Here is a 14463-nt window from a genome sequence, read left to right on the forward strand (position 1 = left end):
GTGGCTCAAATGGAGTATCACCGTTAACGACGTGCTTTACAGTTTACGGGTAGCGGGTAACCTCCGTTTCCCCGCTGATGAGCACTAGCAGAAAGGAAACAGTATGTTAAAACAATTTGAGGCGCATTTTAAAGATTTAGGTTACAGCGAACCCACCGCCATCCAAACGGCTGTCTATGATTCAATGGTCGGGGATAAGAACGTGTTGGGGCTTGCGCCAACCGGATCAGGGAAGACGGTGGCGTTTACGTTACCAGCCCTGGCCAACCTGTTACCAGGAGATGGTATTCAGCTGATTGTCTTAGAACCCTCGCAGGAGTTGGCCATTCAGACTAGTCGGGTGATTCGAGACTGGGCCAAATTGCTGGACTTGAAAGTCGCCGCTTTAACGGGTGGCGCTAACGTAAAACGACAAACAGAACGATTGAAAAAGCGCCCAGAAATCGTGGTGGGGACACCAGGTCGGGTATTGAACCTGGTTAGCGACCGAAAACTGAAACTGCATCTGGTTTCACTTATGATTGTTGATGAAGCGGATGACCTGTTAACGGGTGATACGCTGGATACGGTCCGTTCAATTGCTCAGGCGGCGCCCGCGGACGTGCAACTCGGTTTCTTTTCCGCAACTGACACACCAATCCTACATGAGCTGGACCAGTGGTTTGGTCAGACCGTCGAACGAATCGACGTGCGGGATCAAGATGATACACAGGGGCAAGTTCACCATGGTATGTTAGAAGTGGGAATGGGCAAGCGTGACCAGATGCTCAAGCGGCTGTTAGCGATGCCTAACTTTCGGGCGTTAGTTTTCTTCAAACAGGCCAATACTTTACGAAAAACGGCAACTCGGTTTTATCATGACCACGTTTCTGCGGCCAGTCTGACGAGCGATTTACGGCAGGTACAGCGGGAAAAAGCCTTACAAGACTTTCGACTGGGACACATCAAGTTGTTACTGACGACCGACGTAGCGGCACGGGGATTAGACATTCCGAAGTTGCCAGCTGTCATCAATTATGATCTGCCAACTTCGGTCAATGAATACGTTCACCGGGTCGGCCGGACCGGTCGGATGGGTGAACCAGGGCAAGTAATTAGCCTGGGGGATGATCATGATTTACGGGATTTAAAGAAACTTTTGAAGGAGACGGATTATGAGTTAGAACCCGTTTACTTCAGTGGACGGGCGTTGACCACTGAACGCCCAGTGGCAACGGCCAAAACAGTGGAGAAAGCTCCGGTAACGGCAACGTCCACAGGTTCTAAGCAACAAACGATGGTTGAGGAGACGGTGGCAGATTCGCAATCAGCTAAGCAGAAGCCACGTAAAGCCACCGTAGCCAAGGCAGAAACACCGAACCCAACTAAGAAAAAGAAACATAAGAACCGACATACTAAGAACAAAGGGATGCGGAAAAAGTGGCGGGATCAAGATGCCCAAAATAAGTAGTCCTTTACAATTAAAAAGATCCGTGTCAGAATAAATTACGGATCTTTTATGGCCCTATAGCACAACTGGATAGGGCACTCGCCTCCTAAGCGAATGATCCCGGTTCGAGTCCGGGTGGGGCCATTATCAGCGTGTGACTGCGGGTCGTTAGCTGGTTCCGCTTAGCGTCACAAGTGCACGTTTTAGCAACGGTCACGGGAAAAATTCCCTGGCCGTTTTTTGTATACCACCAATTAACAACCCTACCACCGGTTTACCAACATAATAAGTTGAAACCTATTGTGAGATTATTATTAATAGGAAGAGTTTCACCAAATAGGTGGTCCACGGAAGATTGAGGACGGTCTGAGATTGCTGCTTACTAGGTATTTTCATCATAAATTCAACCGCTCACAAGAGTAACTTGGCAAGTCCGCTAATCTCCCGTATCCTAGAATTAAAGGAGGGGAGCTAATGTTTCGAAGATCGATGCGGGATGTTTGGGGGTTATTTGGTTTAGGTATCGGACTTGAAATTGTCTTTTTACCGCTAACATTCTTATTTCACCGTAAGATTCAGGCCTGGGAGTTGTTCAAAGTTTGGTGGCAAGGGCCAGATAAGCTGGCAACGTTGGCCCTGATAGTGGCAGTTATTTTGGGATGCTGGCTAGTCACCACATTGGTAATTTATGGTTTTCGTTGGTTGAATGCTAAGTTACGTGAACATGATGTTTACTAACCAATATCGGTACTGTTAATTAGTTTAAGTTGGTCGCACGCCAGAGGTCAGGGAGTTTGGTGAATATGGTAATCGCTGCAGGTCCTATGAACGTAGTTTTAAGAATAACTCATGATAGCCTTTTTAGGCATCCTTAGACCGCCATGAATTATGGTGTGAGCTGAGGGGCGATCGCTATAGGTGTAGGTGCATCAGTCTACTTAATCAGTACTTTTTTACTGGCTTAGTAGAAGATCAGGCTTGTAGACTCGGACTTTTCAAGGCTTCAAGTTAGGTCCGTGCCGTTCTAGCCCGTAGCAGGCGGCTGGTAAGGCGGGAAGGTCTGCGAATATTGGTTTACTGGGCTTTAAAAGCTTTCAACTGTTCAGACTCCCCATGGGGATAGTTTTCATCTATAATGGGGGTAGTCAAACAAGGAGGATGATTTTTCGATGGATAACGTTGAATCAATGAACCCTAAGAAATTTACACGCATCTTGGTGGGGGTCGATGACTCACCTGACGCGCAGTTGGCTTTCCGGTATGCAATGAACCGAGCCAAGTTTGATGACGCTGAACTGGTCATTTGTTCTGTGTTGGAATCGGATAACATGAATATCTACCAGGCGTTGAGTAAGGATTACGTCCACGGTCAACGTTCGGACTTACAAAAACATTTACAACAGTATCAAAAATTGGCGGAGCGCTTCGGTATCACCAAGGTGAAGTTTGTCATCGGTGAAGGGGACCCCGGCGAGACTATTGTTAAAAAGATTATTCCAGAGGTTCAACCGGACCTGTTAGTCATCGGGTCGCTGTCTCAATCCGGTGTTCGCAAATACTTTGGGAGTCAGGCAGCTTACATGGCAAAATATTCTCCAATCTCTGTGATGATTGTCAGATAGCGTTTTCACGACTGTTTTCACGCGTGAATTGTAAATAACATTCAATTGCCCCCTTGCAAGTTGAAAATATTTTTCATACAATGGTTCTTATGCGAAAGAGTTGAAGCGACTGCGGCAGGTCGTTCATCAGAATTAAGCATAAGAAAAGAGAGAGAAAAATGCAGTTCGTGATTTTGTTATTGGGTATTTTACTGTTACTCTTCTTGATTATTCGAGTAAAGTTAAACACCTTCGTATCACTGATCGTTACCTCAATTTTGGTAGCGCTTGGATTAGGCATGAATCCCGCAAATATTGCGGAGTCAATCAAAAACGGTATTGGGAGCTCCATGGGCGAACTGATTATCGTTTTTGGTTTTGGTGCCATGATTGGTCGGTTGGTGTCCGATGCTGGTGGATCCTACCGGATTGCCCGGACACTGATTAAGATTTTTGGGAAGCGACGTCTTCAGGTTGCCATCGTAGTAGCTTCCTTTCTAATTGGGATTTCCCTATTGTTTGAAGTGGGGCTGGTACTGGTTACGCCAATCGTCTTCGCGGTTGCGCTAGAGGCCGATGTGCCGTTCCTCTACCTAGGAATTTCAATGGCCGCTGCACTGTCAGCCACACAAGGATTCTTACCACCACAACCGTCACCAACTGCTGTTGCAACCGCTTTGGGTGCTAACGTTGGTGAAATGTTGATGGTCGGAATCATTGTGGCGATTCCGTGTGTCATTGTCGCTGGTCCTATCTGGACACGCGTCATTCGTCGGTTCAATCCCGGTTTGTTCGTCGTCAAAAAGTCCTTACCCGCCTTTGGTGAAGTGAAGGAATTTGATTTGAAGGAAACGCCAGGCTTTGGTCTGTCCGTCTTCACGTCACTGTTCCCAGTTGTCTTCATGATTTTGGCAACGATTTATCAAATGACAGTTAACGGAGGGACTGCTCCAAAAAATCCGCATGGTCTAGACGCTGTCATCACAATGCTGGGGAATCCAGTGATCGCCATGGTGATTGCTTTGCTGTTTGCCATCTGGTCCATGGGTTTCCATCGTGGTCGTACCATGAAAGAAATCAGTGGAACGCTGGAAGATGCCATTAAGTCGATTGCTATGTTACTGATGGTTATTGCCGGTGGGTCTGCCTTTAAGCAAGTCTTGATCGACGGTGGCGTGGGGAAGGCCGTGCAACAGTTGATGATGCACTCTAGTTTCTCACCGATCCTGTTAGCTTGGTTAATTACCGTCATCTTACGGATCTCACTGGGTTCAGCCACGGTATCTGGGATGACTGCTTCTGGGTTGATCACACCACTGATGCACACATTAGGTGCTGACCCCGTCATGATTGCTTTAGCAATTGGGGCCGGTTCATTAGCTGCTTCTCACGTGAACGATGCCGGTTTCTGGATGTTCTCTGAGTACTTTGACCTGAGCGTTAAGCAAACATTCCAGGTTTGGACAACTTTGGAAACGGTCATCTCAGTGGTCGGACTGTTGATGGTCTTACTGATGAACCTCATTATTCACTAAATCATTTAAACTTTGGGTTCGGGACAATTGTCTCGGACTTTTTTTATTACCGTATGTGTCAGAACATGGTCGGGCAAAGCTGGCTACCTGCTGTCACATGTTGCAGTAACGTAAGATTATTTGAAACTATTTGGGAGCAAAAGAAAAGGGCCCGCAACGCTCTGTGAGCATTTGGGTCCAAATGAGTCTTATTTTTCTTCGCGAACAATGTACTGTGGGCGGTGTTTCGTTTCTAGGTAAATCTTACTGATATACTGGCCTAATATCCCTAGACAGAATAATTGGATTCCACCAACTAATAAGAGGATAACGACGAGTGATGGCCAGCCTGCGACCGAACCCCCAACGGTGAGGGCCCGAACAATGACAAAAATTAAGCCGATGATCGACAAGATAAATGAAATACTGCCGACCCAGGTGGCCAAGCGCAGGGGAGCATTGGAAAAATCAATGATTCCTTCGATTGAGTATGAGAATAATTGCTTTAAACTCCAGTGGGTAGTCCCCGCGGCACGTGGTTGGCTTTCATAAGCCAGGTAGGTCGTCTTGTAGCCGACCCAACTGAAGATTCCCTTGGAAAATCGATTGAATTCGGGCAATGAGAGCACGGTATCAACAAATTGGCGGGTCATCAAGCGGTAGTCCCGGGCGTTGGGTTCAATCCGCACGTCCGAAATCTTGTTGATGACGCTGTAGAAACTCGTTGACAGGAAGGCCCGCAACTTGCTTTGACCACGACGTTCCTTCTGAATGGTCCCAACACAGTCATACCCATCGTTTTCAATTAACGCGAGCATTTTTGGCAATAACTCAGGTGGATCTTGTAAGTCGACGTCCATGACTGCCACCACGTCCCCGGTCGTGGCTTGAAGTCCGGCAGCGAGAGCCGACTCTTTCCCAAAGTTGCGGGAGAACGATCGAAAATGAACCGTCTCAGGATACTTTTGGTGTAACTCTTTCATTTCGTTTAAGGTGTGGTCACTCGACCCATCATCCACAAAAATGTATTCCGGCGTTACCGTCGGTGTAGGGGTGTTCATTGAATCGATCACCTTGCTAACGGTTCGGTAAAATAAGGGAATTGACTCCTCCTCGTTATAGCAAGGAACGACCAGACTAAGCTTTTTCATCACAGACATTCCTTTCACACAACGTTACTATCTTACCTCAATTATTGGGGGCTTACCATGACAATTCCTTTAAATTTATGCGACGATTAATCACATGCTCAATTGGCTGAAAGGGTTGATACCAGTAGCGACGGTCGTGTAAGCGGGAACGTCTTACCTGACAACCGTGAATAAAAATCCAGACTTTGTAATTGGCGCGGAATTAAAGCGATTGCGAAGTTGATGGTTTTATGGTTTCAAATTCGAGTGAGAAGTCAGTTCGGTAGCCGAAACGCCTCCGTGACAGGTTTCATCCCTGGCCGCCGTATCGCAATCGGCTTAAATCATAGGCCCTTAGAGTTGAAGCTAAAAATTTTCCCTCAGTTTAGCACATTTGCCAGCAAAATTCGTATTTAATATCATGAAGGCAGGGGTTCTGCTATAATTGACCTAATCAACACCACTGGAGGAAGAATTGTGACGAAACCAATTAAAGTTATGACGGTGTTTGGTACCCGTCCGGAAGCCATTAAGATGGCACCAATCATCCTAGAAATGCAACAACGTCCCGCCGAGTTCACCCCGATTACGGCCGTTACGGCGCAACACCGGGAGATGCTGGACCAGGTGCTTGATATCTTTAAAATTAAACCAGATTATGATTTAAATATCATGCGGCCTAAGCAGTCGTTGAGTCAGATCACGACGCGGGTGCTGACTAAACTTGATGCGGTCATTGAAGATGCACAACCAGATATCGTTTTGGTCCATGGGGACACGACAACGACCTTTGCAGCCAGCGTTAGTGCCTTTTACCACCAAACCATGTTAGGCCACGTTGAGGCGGGGTTACGGACTTGGGATAAGTACTCACCGTATCCGGAGGAAATGAATCGGCAACTGACGGATGTATTAAGTGATCTGTATTTTGCACCAACTCAGCTGTCCCGGCAGAACTTATTAAAGCAAGCGCACGCTGACAATCATATCTTTGTCACGGGGAATACTGCTATTGACGCTCTCAAACAGACGGTTGATGCGGATTATCATCACGCCGTGTTAGATCAAGTTGACCCTAACCGTCGACTGATTCTATTGACGATGCATCGGCGGGAAAATCAAGGGGCACCTATGCACGCGGTGTTAAAGGCTGTTCGCCGCGTGGTTGAGGCTCATCCTGACGTTGAAGTGATTTATCCAGTTCATTTGAGTCCTGCCGTTCAGAGTGTGGCTCACCAGGAGCTAGATGGGATGGACCGGATTCATTTGATCGATCCGTTGGACGTTATTGATTTCCACAACATTGCCGCACGGAGTTTCCTGATTATGACGGATTCAGGTGGGGTTCAAGAAGAAGCTCCCTCGTTGAACAAACCGGTATTGGTCCTTAGGGACAGTACGGAACGGCCAGAGGGTGTTGAAAATGGGACATTGAAGTTGGTAGGCACCGACCCAGAACGGGTCACAACAGCTATGGAAAGCTTGTTGTCCGACCAAGCAGCTTATGATCGCATGGCTCAAGCCGAGAATCCTTACGGTGATGGTCACGCTTCAGAACGAATTTTGACAGCTATCCAAGCTGCCATCAATGGAGGCAATGCGAATGGCTGAGACGGCGTATGACCGGGCCGAGATTAAGACCACTGAGCAATTATCTGAAATTATGCGGGATATTCACCAAGCCGCAAAGAAAAAGAATGAACGCTTTGACTACAAAATTTTAAGAAACGTTCACTTTGCCAATAAGGTCAAAAATCCTGTGACGCAGGAAATGAACGAGGGTGATTCCTGGCGGGTCATGCAGATCGATAATCTGTTGGTGACGTCATTTGGGGTCATTAACGTGGAGAGTAAGTATTGGCGGGGCATGATTTTCCATGACTTGTCGGAAGAAATCTTTTCGTCCAGTCTGGATGATTTTTCAGCGGTCAATTTATCCAGTCGAGAAAAAGAAAAAGAGACAACGAAGATGCTGACTGGACGGCTCGACCGATTCTTCTTGCCCAACTTATCGGAAGAAAATGAATCTCTGACTCAGGGCTACACGATGAGTTTGGAGCAGGAAGGACGAGGGCAGCGTTCCATTACGTTGCACACGGGGATCAGTAACCCGGCGACCCAGTCGGAGCTTTCTTCGAAGCTGTTGGTGCGCTACATTAACAGTGAAATCACGATGCATAAGAAATTAGAAAATAAGAATGAACGAATTATCGACTTTGTTAAGCCATTAGTCTATTACAACTACTACGATCGGTATGATCACAGCAATTCACTGGTCGTCGGCAATAAGACAAAGCTGAATCCTAATGATGCGTATAATTGTACGGCCGTCGGTAACTATCAAGACCTGGCGACTTTCATTGAGTCGTTCCGGCAGGCAAAGCGGGTCCGCTTTAGTCGCAAGACGCTGGAAAAAATGATCAGCACACTTAAGTTCGCTGAGGATTATGGGTCGTTCTAAAGCGAAAGGGGGCTGAACACAGTGGTCATTCAGTGGCGTAAGCGTGCGAAACAGGCAGTGCACGTGATTAAAACCATCAGTAAGCATTACACAATGGCTAACGTTTCCGATTCGGCCGTTGTGCTGGCTTACTATACCCTCTTATCGTTATTCCCAGCGTTGTTGGTTCTAGCGAGCCTGTTGCCGTATCTTAATATTCAGACGGATACGGTTTTAAATAGTCTTGAGCCACTAATGCCAGAACGGATTTTTGACATGATGGCCCCCATTATTCACTCTTTTCTCAATAATCGGAGTGGTGGCGTATTGTCCATTGGGGTCGTCATCTCCATTTGGTCTTCTTCACGGGCAGTAGCCGCATTTCAGCGAACGGTCAATAGTGCGTATGGGGTTGCGAAAAACCAAAACGGAATCGTTAATCGAATCGTGGCATTTTTCTGGATGGTTGTGCTGATTGCGTTAATGTTTATGTTGATGATTTTCTTTAGTTTTGGTCAGATTGTGTTGGAACAATTGACACCATTGCTACATTTGCCAACCACAATCTTGGATTATGTCAACGGGTTGAAGTGGCCACTGACTTTTTTCGTGGTATTCGTGGTCCTTATGATTTTATTTTACTTTGTGCCTAGCGCCAAATTAAAATGGCGGTTCGTGTGGCCAGGAGCCTTAGTGGCGACGGTTGGTTGGTTATTGCTATCGCAAGCTTTTTCACTTTACGTTAAGTATTTCGTTCACAACATCGATAGCTACAAGACGATTGGCACGTTTATTTTCTTAATGTTCTGGCTGAACTTTACTGGTCTGATTCTGATGTTTGGGGCGGTTTTGAATGCGTCGATTCAAGAACTCATTGTCGGTGCGATTCAGGAGCAAAAGTCGTTGGCATTACCTAACCTGCTCAAATATCGACGATATCGGTTGAAAAAAAATGGCGTGCGGCCTAAGGCCAAAAAATAGCGAATTGTATATTGTAGTAAGTAAAACGACCCACGGCGACCTGTATCAGGACAGGTTGCCGTGAGTCGTTTTTGGGCTGAATGTTTGCTTTAGTCGGTATGCGTCTGCCGGTAAGTGTTGACCAGCTGGGTGGCAAATAGATCGAGTTGGTCAATAGCTGCCTGATCAGGCTCTAGGTTTATTTTGACGCCAGTAGCGCCACTAGTGGCATGGGTCTGGTGAAAAGCTGCTTCAAAGTGGTCAACGGTGGTGTTGTAGTACTTGCCGTAGAAAGTATCCCCCGATCCGGCAACACCATAAATTTTGCCCTTCAGGTCCAACGTCTGTAGGTCCTCGTAGAAGTCGATCCCTTCGTCGGGCAGAGATCCTTCATCGTAGGTGTAGGCACAAACGACGCAGATGTCAGCTTGTTTGAACGCTGCGGCATCAGTCTGAGAAATCTCGGTTTCTTTGACCTGACAGCCGAGTTCTTCTAACTTTTCTGTGACGATGTCTGCCACGTCTTCATTGTTTCCGGTGATGGTGGCAAAGACCACGTGAGCTGTTACCAAATCAGACCACTCCTTCAAGTTGATTAGTTGTGCTAATTATAGCAGGACATGGTCAACCCGAAAAGTTAATTGGCTAACTAATCTGGCTGTTCGCTTTCCCCGAGTGCCTGAGAACTGGTAGAATAATTGCAAGAACAGCCATAAGTTGTTCGGCGAAATTTCTAAAAGGATGTGACATTAATGGCCGTCATTACCATGATTGAGGCTCAGAAACGTAGCGGCCGTTATAACGTTTACGTTGACGGAGAATATGCTTTTCCAGTGAGTGAGAGTGTCCTGATTGATTTCAGCCTATTTAAAGGCATGGAAGTCGATAAGGAATTAGAAGCACAACTAGTTGATGCGGATAACGTCTCGAAAGCCTATAACCGGGCGTTAGATTATCTTTCAAAACAGTTGCGGACGGAAAAAGAAGTCCGGGATAAACTGGCTGACTTGGAAGTGCCACCAGAAACCATTGATTTAACCCTACAAAAACTACGGGAACTGGTTTTGGTCGATGACGCCCATTACGCTGCCAGCTACGTGCGGACGGTGATGCACACCGGGGACAAGGGCCCACGGGTGATTCGCCAGCATCTACGTCAAAAAGGTGTCGGAGAAAAGGGGATTGACGATGCGTTGACCCTTTATACGCCAGAAGAACGCCTTGCCGTGGGGACGGCAGTGGCCGAAAAATTGGCTAAGCGGTATCATCGGCAAGCGTTTGGGACCCAACAGCAGAAGATTCGTCAGGGGTTGCTGACCCGTGGGTTTGACAACGATGATGCCAGCAAGATGCTGGCCACGTTGGAGCTGACGCCCGACGTTGATCAGCAGCATGACCTGCTGGTTAAACAGGGAGAGAAGCTGTGGCACCGTTATCGCACACTGAGTCATTCTGAACGTCAATATAAGACCAAGCAAGCATTGTACCGAAAGGGATTCAACCTGGATGACATTAGCGCTTGGCTTGCTGATTTAGGGGAATCGGCTGATTAGTTGAGAATAAGAGTAAGGGGGAGCTTGCAATGAAGAGACAAACGATGGGGGCAGTTATCGCGTTGGGGCTGGTGTTAGGACTTGGTGGGGGCCTCGCATGGTGGTTCAGTGGTCAAACCAATTCGGACGCCCAACCGGAGTCATCTAGTAGCTCAATTGTGCAGCCGGTCAAGCTTAAGCCACGACCGAAGAAGGTCGTCCCTCCCAAGAAGGTTGTGCCTAAGGAGACCGCGGCAAGCCGGGAGATTGATACTATTTTGCGGGCTAATCGATTTGTGGGAACGGCATTGGTTATGCACCAGAACAAGGTAATTTATCAAAAAGGATTTGGGTATGCCGACGCCAGTCAGAAAAAGAGGAATGGTGTTAACAGCATTTACCAGTTAGCTTCCGTGCAAAAATCCTTCACGGCTGGGTTGATCATGAAGCTGGCTGCCGCTGACAAACTCTCACTAAATGACAATTTGGCCAAGTACTATCCGCAGATTAGGGGCGCTAATTTAATTACATTGCGGGATATGTTGGATATGAAGAGTGGTCTGACATTGACTGCCTTTCCGGACAGCTTGAACTCGGAACGGGGGATGGTTCGCTTTATCCTCCGAAACGTTATCAGCAATCCTAAGGCAATTGGTAAATGGGATTATTCACCGGTCAACTTTATGCTTTTGGCAGGAATTATTGAAAAGGTCACGGGTCAGAGTTACCGGCAATACTTCACGGAAAACATCATTCAACCGTGGCACCTGACCCATACGGGATTCGTCTTCCGGATGGACCAGCGGCGGACGTATTCGCAGGGATATCAGAACAATAATGCAGCTGATGTGGGAACTAACTATGATTCGGCCTATCCGGAATCTCGAGCGTCCATGTTCTATCAGTTTGGGACGGGGCAAGTCTACATGTCGGCTCATGACTTATTTGTTGGAGAACGTAACATGTTATTAGGTAAGCTATATCCCCAAAATGATGTCAACACGTTGCTGGCGCCGGGGTCTTCTTCTATGTACGGTGGTGGGGCTTACGTGTACCCCAACTACATTCGGGTGCATGGTCTGGCTTATGGGTATGAAGCGGCCGGTCTGGTCAGCAAAGATGGGCAGGATGGTGTGATTCTTCTGACCAACTACTACCGGGCCAACCAATTGGCACAAACGTCTGCCATTTCTATTTGGAACCTGCTCGAAGCGGGGCAGTTGAACAGTTAATGGCTGTTATAACCACCATTAACTTGCGGATTAGGAAAATTAGTGTGGTCCAGCCGCTCAGCTTACACGGTAGCTTACCCAACTAAACTGGTACTAGTTAGTTCGGCATGAATGACACGCGTGGTATTAGGTTATCTTTCAAGTTTCAGAAAATAATGAACGCAAAAACTCGACGGTTAGCTATTGATTGGCTAACCGTCGAGTTTTTGTGGGTGCTAATCCGAAGGTGTCCCTTATTTATTGGGACGACTGCCGTAAGCCCGCTTGGACTTATAACCAGCCGCTAAAATCAGCCGCATGTCGTCAATGTGGCGTTGCTTGGTAGTCGCTGCCTTTGCGCCAAATACGTAGCGGGCCCATTCACGTTGGTAGCCAACAGTGAGGCTGTTGAAGAAGGCCGTTAACTGGTCATCGTCTGCTAAGAGTTCGGCAACCTGGGGGATCATTGGTTCAAAACTACTGAGTGGTGCTTGTGCCATGATTGATTCACCTCGTTAATTCACTTAAGTTTACCGTAAATTCGGTGGTTCCCCAAGGAATTTGTCTGTCAGAATCGGTCTGAACCTATTCAAAGGGGCCCGAATCTGGTATAATGTTGAGTGAATTTTTATAGTTACCCGTTACTTAGAAAGTAGGGTTTATACATGACGCGCGAAGCTAGAGGACCTAAGGAAGGCGACTTCATTACGATCAAAAGCTACAAGCACGACGGAAGTTTGCATCGAACTTGGCGCGACACTATGGTACTCAAAACAAGCGAAAACGCCCTCATCGGCGTCAACGACCACACATTGGTCACTGAAGACGATGGCCGGCGGTGGGTGACACGTGAGCCCGCAATCGTTTATTTTCATAAGCATTATTGGTTCAACATTGTTGCGATGATTCGAGACAATGGGGTGTCTTATTACTGCAATTTGGCTTCCCCATACGTTTTGGATAAAGAGGCACTTAAATACATTGATTACGATCTCGACGTGAAGGTTTTTCCGGATGGTGAAAAACGCCTGCTCGATGTTGACGAGTATGAAGATTTTAGCCAACGGTGGCATTATGGCGAAGAGACGGACCGCATCTTAAAGGCCAATGTCTTGACGCTTGTCGATTGGATCAATCATCATAAGGGGCCTTTTTCCCAAGCCTATGTCGATCTCTGGTATCAGCGGTATCAGGAGCTTCTACGGCGCTCGAATGATCAGTAAGAGTTGTCTTCCGTACCACCAGGAGCAAGTCCATTCGTGGCTCGCTCCTTTTTTAAAAAATAATGCCAGTCTTGGTCAGTGACCACGCTGCTAAATGCTATTACGAATACATAAGAAATAACCTAGTTGTTTGATTGTTAGTATCTCTATCTGAAAGGACTTTGCCCATGAAGTGGATTGCCAACTCACGTTTAATGTTTTGGTCCATTGAATTATTGATTGTCGCGGCATTGATTTGGGTCTGTACCCAAATCAGTTTCCTCTTTTCACCAATTGGGGTCTTTCTCTCGACCATCTTTGCCCCCATGCTGTTGTCCGGCGTTTTGTTCTATCTCTTGAATCCAATCGTCCGGTTCCTGGAGAAGGTTCGTTGGCGGCAATTTCGGATTAATCGAACCGGTGCGGTAGCCATTGTTTTTTTACTGTTAGTGGCGGTACTCGTTGCTGGTGGCATGTGGATCATGCCCCGTTTGGTTAATCAGATAACTAACCTGATTGGCAACATTCCTGACTTTGCCAAATCTAGCGAAGCGGTCTTCTCAAACCTGATGAAGCAACCACTATTTAAGGATGTTGATTTTTCTAGGTACTTGACCCAGTTGCAGAGCGCGTTGTCTAAGTACGCTGAGAGCTTCATGAGCGGCTTAACGACCGGTATTGGGACAATCATTGGAACGGTGACGACAGTGACCGTCACGGCCGTTACAGTGCCTGTAATGCTGTTCTATATGTTAAAGGACGGTGAACGGTTCATGCCGGCGGTTCGCCGGTGGCTGCCAGCCAAACATGCGGATCAGACGGCGGAGCTGTTGAGTCGGATGAATGCAACGATTGCCCGGTACTTGGGTGGTCAGATTCTTGAGTGCCTATTCGTCGGGACGTTTACGGCGGTGGGGTACATGTTGATCGGTGAACGGTACGCCTTGTTGTTAGGCGTGTTCGGTGGCCTTTGCAACCTGATTCCGTATGTGGGACCATACATTGGCATTTTACCAGCCCTCATCGTGGCGTTTACCATCAGCACAAATATGGTTCTGTACGTGATTATCGTGGTGATTGTGGTACAACAAATTGATGGAAATCTGGTTTATCCGAACATTATCGGACGTTCCCTCCAGATTCACCCACTGACCATCATAATCATCTTGCTAGCCGCCGGGAATATTGCTGGGCTGTTGGGAATGATTCTAGCAGTGCCGTTGTATGCGGTAGTTAAGACGGTCATTCAATACATTTACAGTATTTGGCGGTTGGAACATCCCGATAAACCAGCGGCAGAATTACCGGTCAACTTCTCAAGAAAAGACTAACGTTTGTGGTTTGAAGTTGACGTCACGGCTCAATATGCTACTATTTAGTTTGTTATTGGAATTTTAGCGAAAACCTCCGACGAGAGCATTCGGAGAGATTAACCAGATAAAGT

General features: G+C 47.1%; 14 protein-coding genes and 1 tRNA gene. 12 read left to right on the plus strand and 3 right to left on the minus strand.

The genetic code is table 11. The features are described 5' to 3' along the window. The first annotated feature begins 103 nt into the window (after positions 1-103). The 5 genes from AB3Y94_RS00005 (at position 104) to AB3Y94_RS00025 (ending at position 4565) form a co-directional block, all read left to right on the plus strand. Positions 104-1450, plus strand: coding sequence for a DEAD/DEAH box helicase (locus AB3Y94_RS00005; protein WP_367294611.1), 1347 nt, complete (start codon positions 104-106; stop codon positions 1448-1450). A gap of 50 nt (positions 1451-1500) precedes the next feature. Continuing rightward, a tRNA-Arg gene (locus AB3Y94_RS00010) sits at positions 1501-1573 on the plus strand. 330 nt (positions 1574-1903) lie between these two features. After that, the gene (locus tag AB3Y94_RS00015) at positions 1904-2167 is read left to right on the plus strand and encodes a hypothetical protein (RefSeq protein WP_367294612.1); all 264 of its coding nucleotides are present in this window, start codon (positions 1904-1906) and stop codon (positions 2165-2167) included. A gap of 431 nt (positions 2168-2598) precedes the next feature. Continuing rightward, a complete protein-coding gene (locus AB3Y94_RS00020) occupies positions 2599-3051 on the plus strand; it encodes a universal stress protein (protein WP_367294613.1) in 453 nt (150 codons plus the stop codon). Between the two features lie 158 nt (positions 3052-3209). Then, entirely contained in the window at positions 3210-4565 is a 1356-nt protein-coding gene (locus AB3Y94_RS00025; RefSeq protein ID WP_367294614.1) for a gluconate:H+ symporter, read from the plus strand. A gap of 188 nt (positions 4566-4753) precedes the next feature. Here AB3Y94_RS00025 and AB3Y94_RS00030 read toward each other — a convergent pair whose 3' ends face one another. After that, complete coding sequence (locus AB3Y94_RS00030) at positions 4754-5695, minus strand: glycosyltransferase family 2 protein (RefSeq protein WP_125683704.1); 942 nt, start codon at positions 5693-5695, stop codon at positions 4754-4756. Positions 5696-6151: 456 nt separating this feature from the next. On the opposite strand from AB3Y94_RS00030, the gene wecB reads away from it, so the two are divergent. Genes wecB through AB3Y94_RS00045 form a run of 3 tightly spaced genes read left to right on the plus strand, consistent with a single transcriptional unit; the run spans position 6152 to position 9095 of the window. Then, a complete protein-coding gene (wecB, locus tag AB3Y94_RS00035) occupies positions 6152-7285 on the plus strand; it encodes a non-hydrolyzing UDP-N-acetylglucosamine 2-epimerase (RefSeq protein WP_367294615.1) in 1134 nt (377 codons plus the stop codon). Further along, entirely contained in the window at positions 7278-8135 is an 858-nt protein-coding gene (locus tag AB3Y94_RS00040) for a nuclease-related domain-containing protein (protein ID WP_125683708.1), read from the plus strand. Before wecB ends, AB3Y94_RS00040 begins: the two co-directional genes overlap by 8 nt. Before the next feature lie 21 nt (positions 8136-8156). Continuing rightward, complete coding sequence (locus tag AB3Y94_RS00045) at positions 8157-9095, plus strand: YihY/virulence factor BrkB family protein (protein ID WP_367294616.1); 939 nt, start codon at positions 8157-8159, stop codon at positions 9093-9095. An 89-nt stretch (positions 9096-9184) separates the two neighbouring features. Here AB3Y94_RS00045 and AB3Y94_RS00050 read toward each other — a convergent pair whose 3' ends face one another. Then, positions 9185-9646, minus strand: coding sequence for a flavodoxin (locus tag AB3Y94_RS00050; protein ID WP_367296455.1), 462 nt, complete (start codon positions 9644-9646; stop codon positions 9185-9187). A 180-nt stretch (positions 9647-9826) separates the two neighbouring features. Between AB3Y94_RS00050 and recX the strand changes: the two genes are divergently transcribed. Next, the gene (recX, locus tag AB3Y94_RS00055; RefSeq protein ID WP_367294617.1) at positions 9827-10627 is read left to right on the plus strand and encodes a recombination regulator RecX; all 801 of its coding nucleotides are present in this window, start codon (positions 9827-9829) and stop codon (positions 10625-10627) included. 29 nt (positions 10628-10656) lie between these two features. After that, a complete protein-coding gene (locus AB3Y94_RS00060; protein ID WP_367294618.1) occupies positions 10657-11838 on the plus strand; it encodes a serine hydrolase domain-containing protein in 1182 nt (393 codons plus the stop codon). A gap of 233 nt (positions 11839-12071) precedes the next feature. Here the strand turns inward: AB3Y94_RS00060 and AB3Y94_RS00065 are convergent, their stop codons facing one another. After that, positions 12072-12317, minus strand: coding sequence for a YdeI/OmpD-associated family protein (locus AB3Y94_RS00065; protein WP_367294619.1), 246 nt, complete (start codon positions 12315-12317; stop codon positions 12072-12074). Positions 12318-12482: 165 nt separating this feature from the next. On the opposite strand from AB3Y94_RS00065, the gene AB3Y94_RS00070 reads away from it, so the two are divergent. Together AB3Y94_RS00070 and AB3Y94_RS00075 are read left to right on the plus strand one after the other, a co-directional pair. Continuing rightward, positions 12483-13040 carry a DUF402 domain-containing protein gene (locus AB3Y94_RS00070; RefSeq protein WP_367294620.1) on the plus strand — a complete coding sequence of 186 codons (558 nt, stop codon included), beginning with the start codon at positions 12483-12485 and terminating at the stop codon, positions 13038-13040. 167 nt (positions 13041-13207) lie between these two features. Continuing rightward, the gene (locus AB3Y94_RS00075; protein WP_367294621.1) at positions 13208-14350 is read left to right on the plus strand and encodes an AI-2E family transporter; all 1143 of its coding nucleotides are present in this window, start codon (positions 13208-13210) and stop codon (positions 14348-14350) included. The last annotated feature ends 113 nt before the right edge of the window (positions 14351-14463 follow it).

It is taken from the genome of Levilactobacillus yonginensis, assembly GCF_964065165.1.
Classification (GTDB): Bacteria; Bacillota; Bacilli; order Lactobacillales; family Lactobacillaceae; genus Levilactobacillus; species Levilactobacillus yonginensis_A.

Bases quoted from the DNA above. Each gene is read 5' to 3' on its own strand.
- AB3Y94_RS00025 (WP_367294614.1), top strand. From the start codon at position 3,210: ATGCAGTTCGTGATTTTGTTATTGGGTATTTTACTGTTACTCTTCTTG.
- AB3Y94_RS00065 (WP_367294619.1), bottom strand. From the start codon at position 12,317: ATGGCACAAGCACCACTCAGTAGTTTTGAACCAATGATCCCCCAGGTT.
- AB3Y94_RS00040 (WP_125683708.1), top strand. From the start codon at position 7,278: ATGGCTGAGACGGCGTATGACCGGGCCGAGATTAAGACCACTGAGCAA.
- recX (WP_367294617.1), top strand. From the start codon at position 9,827: ATGGCCGTCATTACCATGATTGAGGCTCAGAAACGTAGCGGCCGTTAT.
- AB3Y94_RS00060 (WP_367294618.1), top strand. From the start codon at position 10,657: ATGAAGAGACAAACGATGGGGGCAGTTATCGCGTTGGGGCTGGTGTTA.
- AB3Y94_RS00075 (WP_367294621.1), top strand. From the start codon at position 13,208: ATGAAGTGGATTGCCAACTCACGTTTAATGTTTTGGTCCATTGAATTA.
- AB3Y94_RS00020 (WP_367294613.1), top strand. From the start codon at position 2,599: ATGGATAACGTTGAATCAATGAACCCTAAGAAATTTACACGCATCTTG.
- AB3Y94_RS00015 (WP_367294612.1), top strand. From the start codon at position 1,904: ATGTTTCGAAGATCGATGCGGGATGTTTGGGGGTTATTTGGTTTAGGT.
- AB3Y94_RS00030 (WP_125683704.1), bottom strand. From the start codon at position 5,695: ATGAAAAAGCTTAGTCTGGTCGTTCCTTGCTATAACGAGGAGGAGTCA.
- AB3Y94_RS00005 (WP_367294611.1), top strand. From the start codon at position 104: ATGTTAAAACAATTTGAGGCGCATTTTAAAGATTTAGGTTACAGCGAA.
- AB3Y94_RS00070 (WP_367294620.1), top strand. From the start codon at position 12,483: ATGACGCGCGAAGCTAGAGGACCTAAGGAAGGCGACTTCATTACGATC.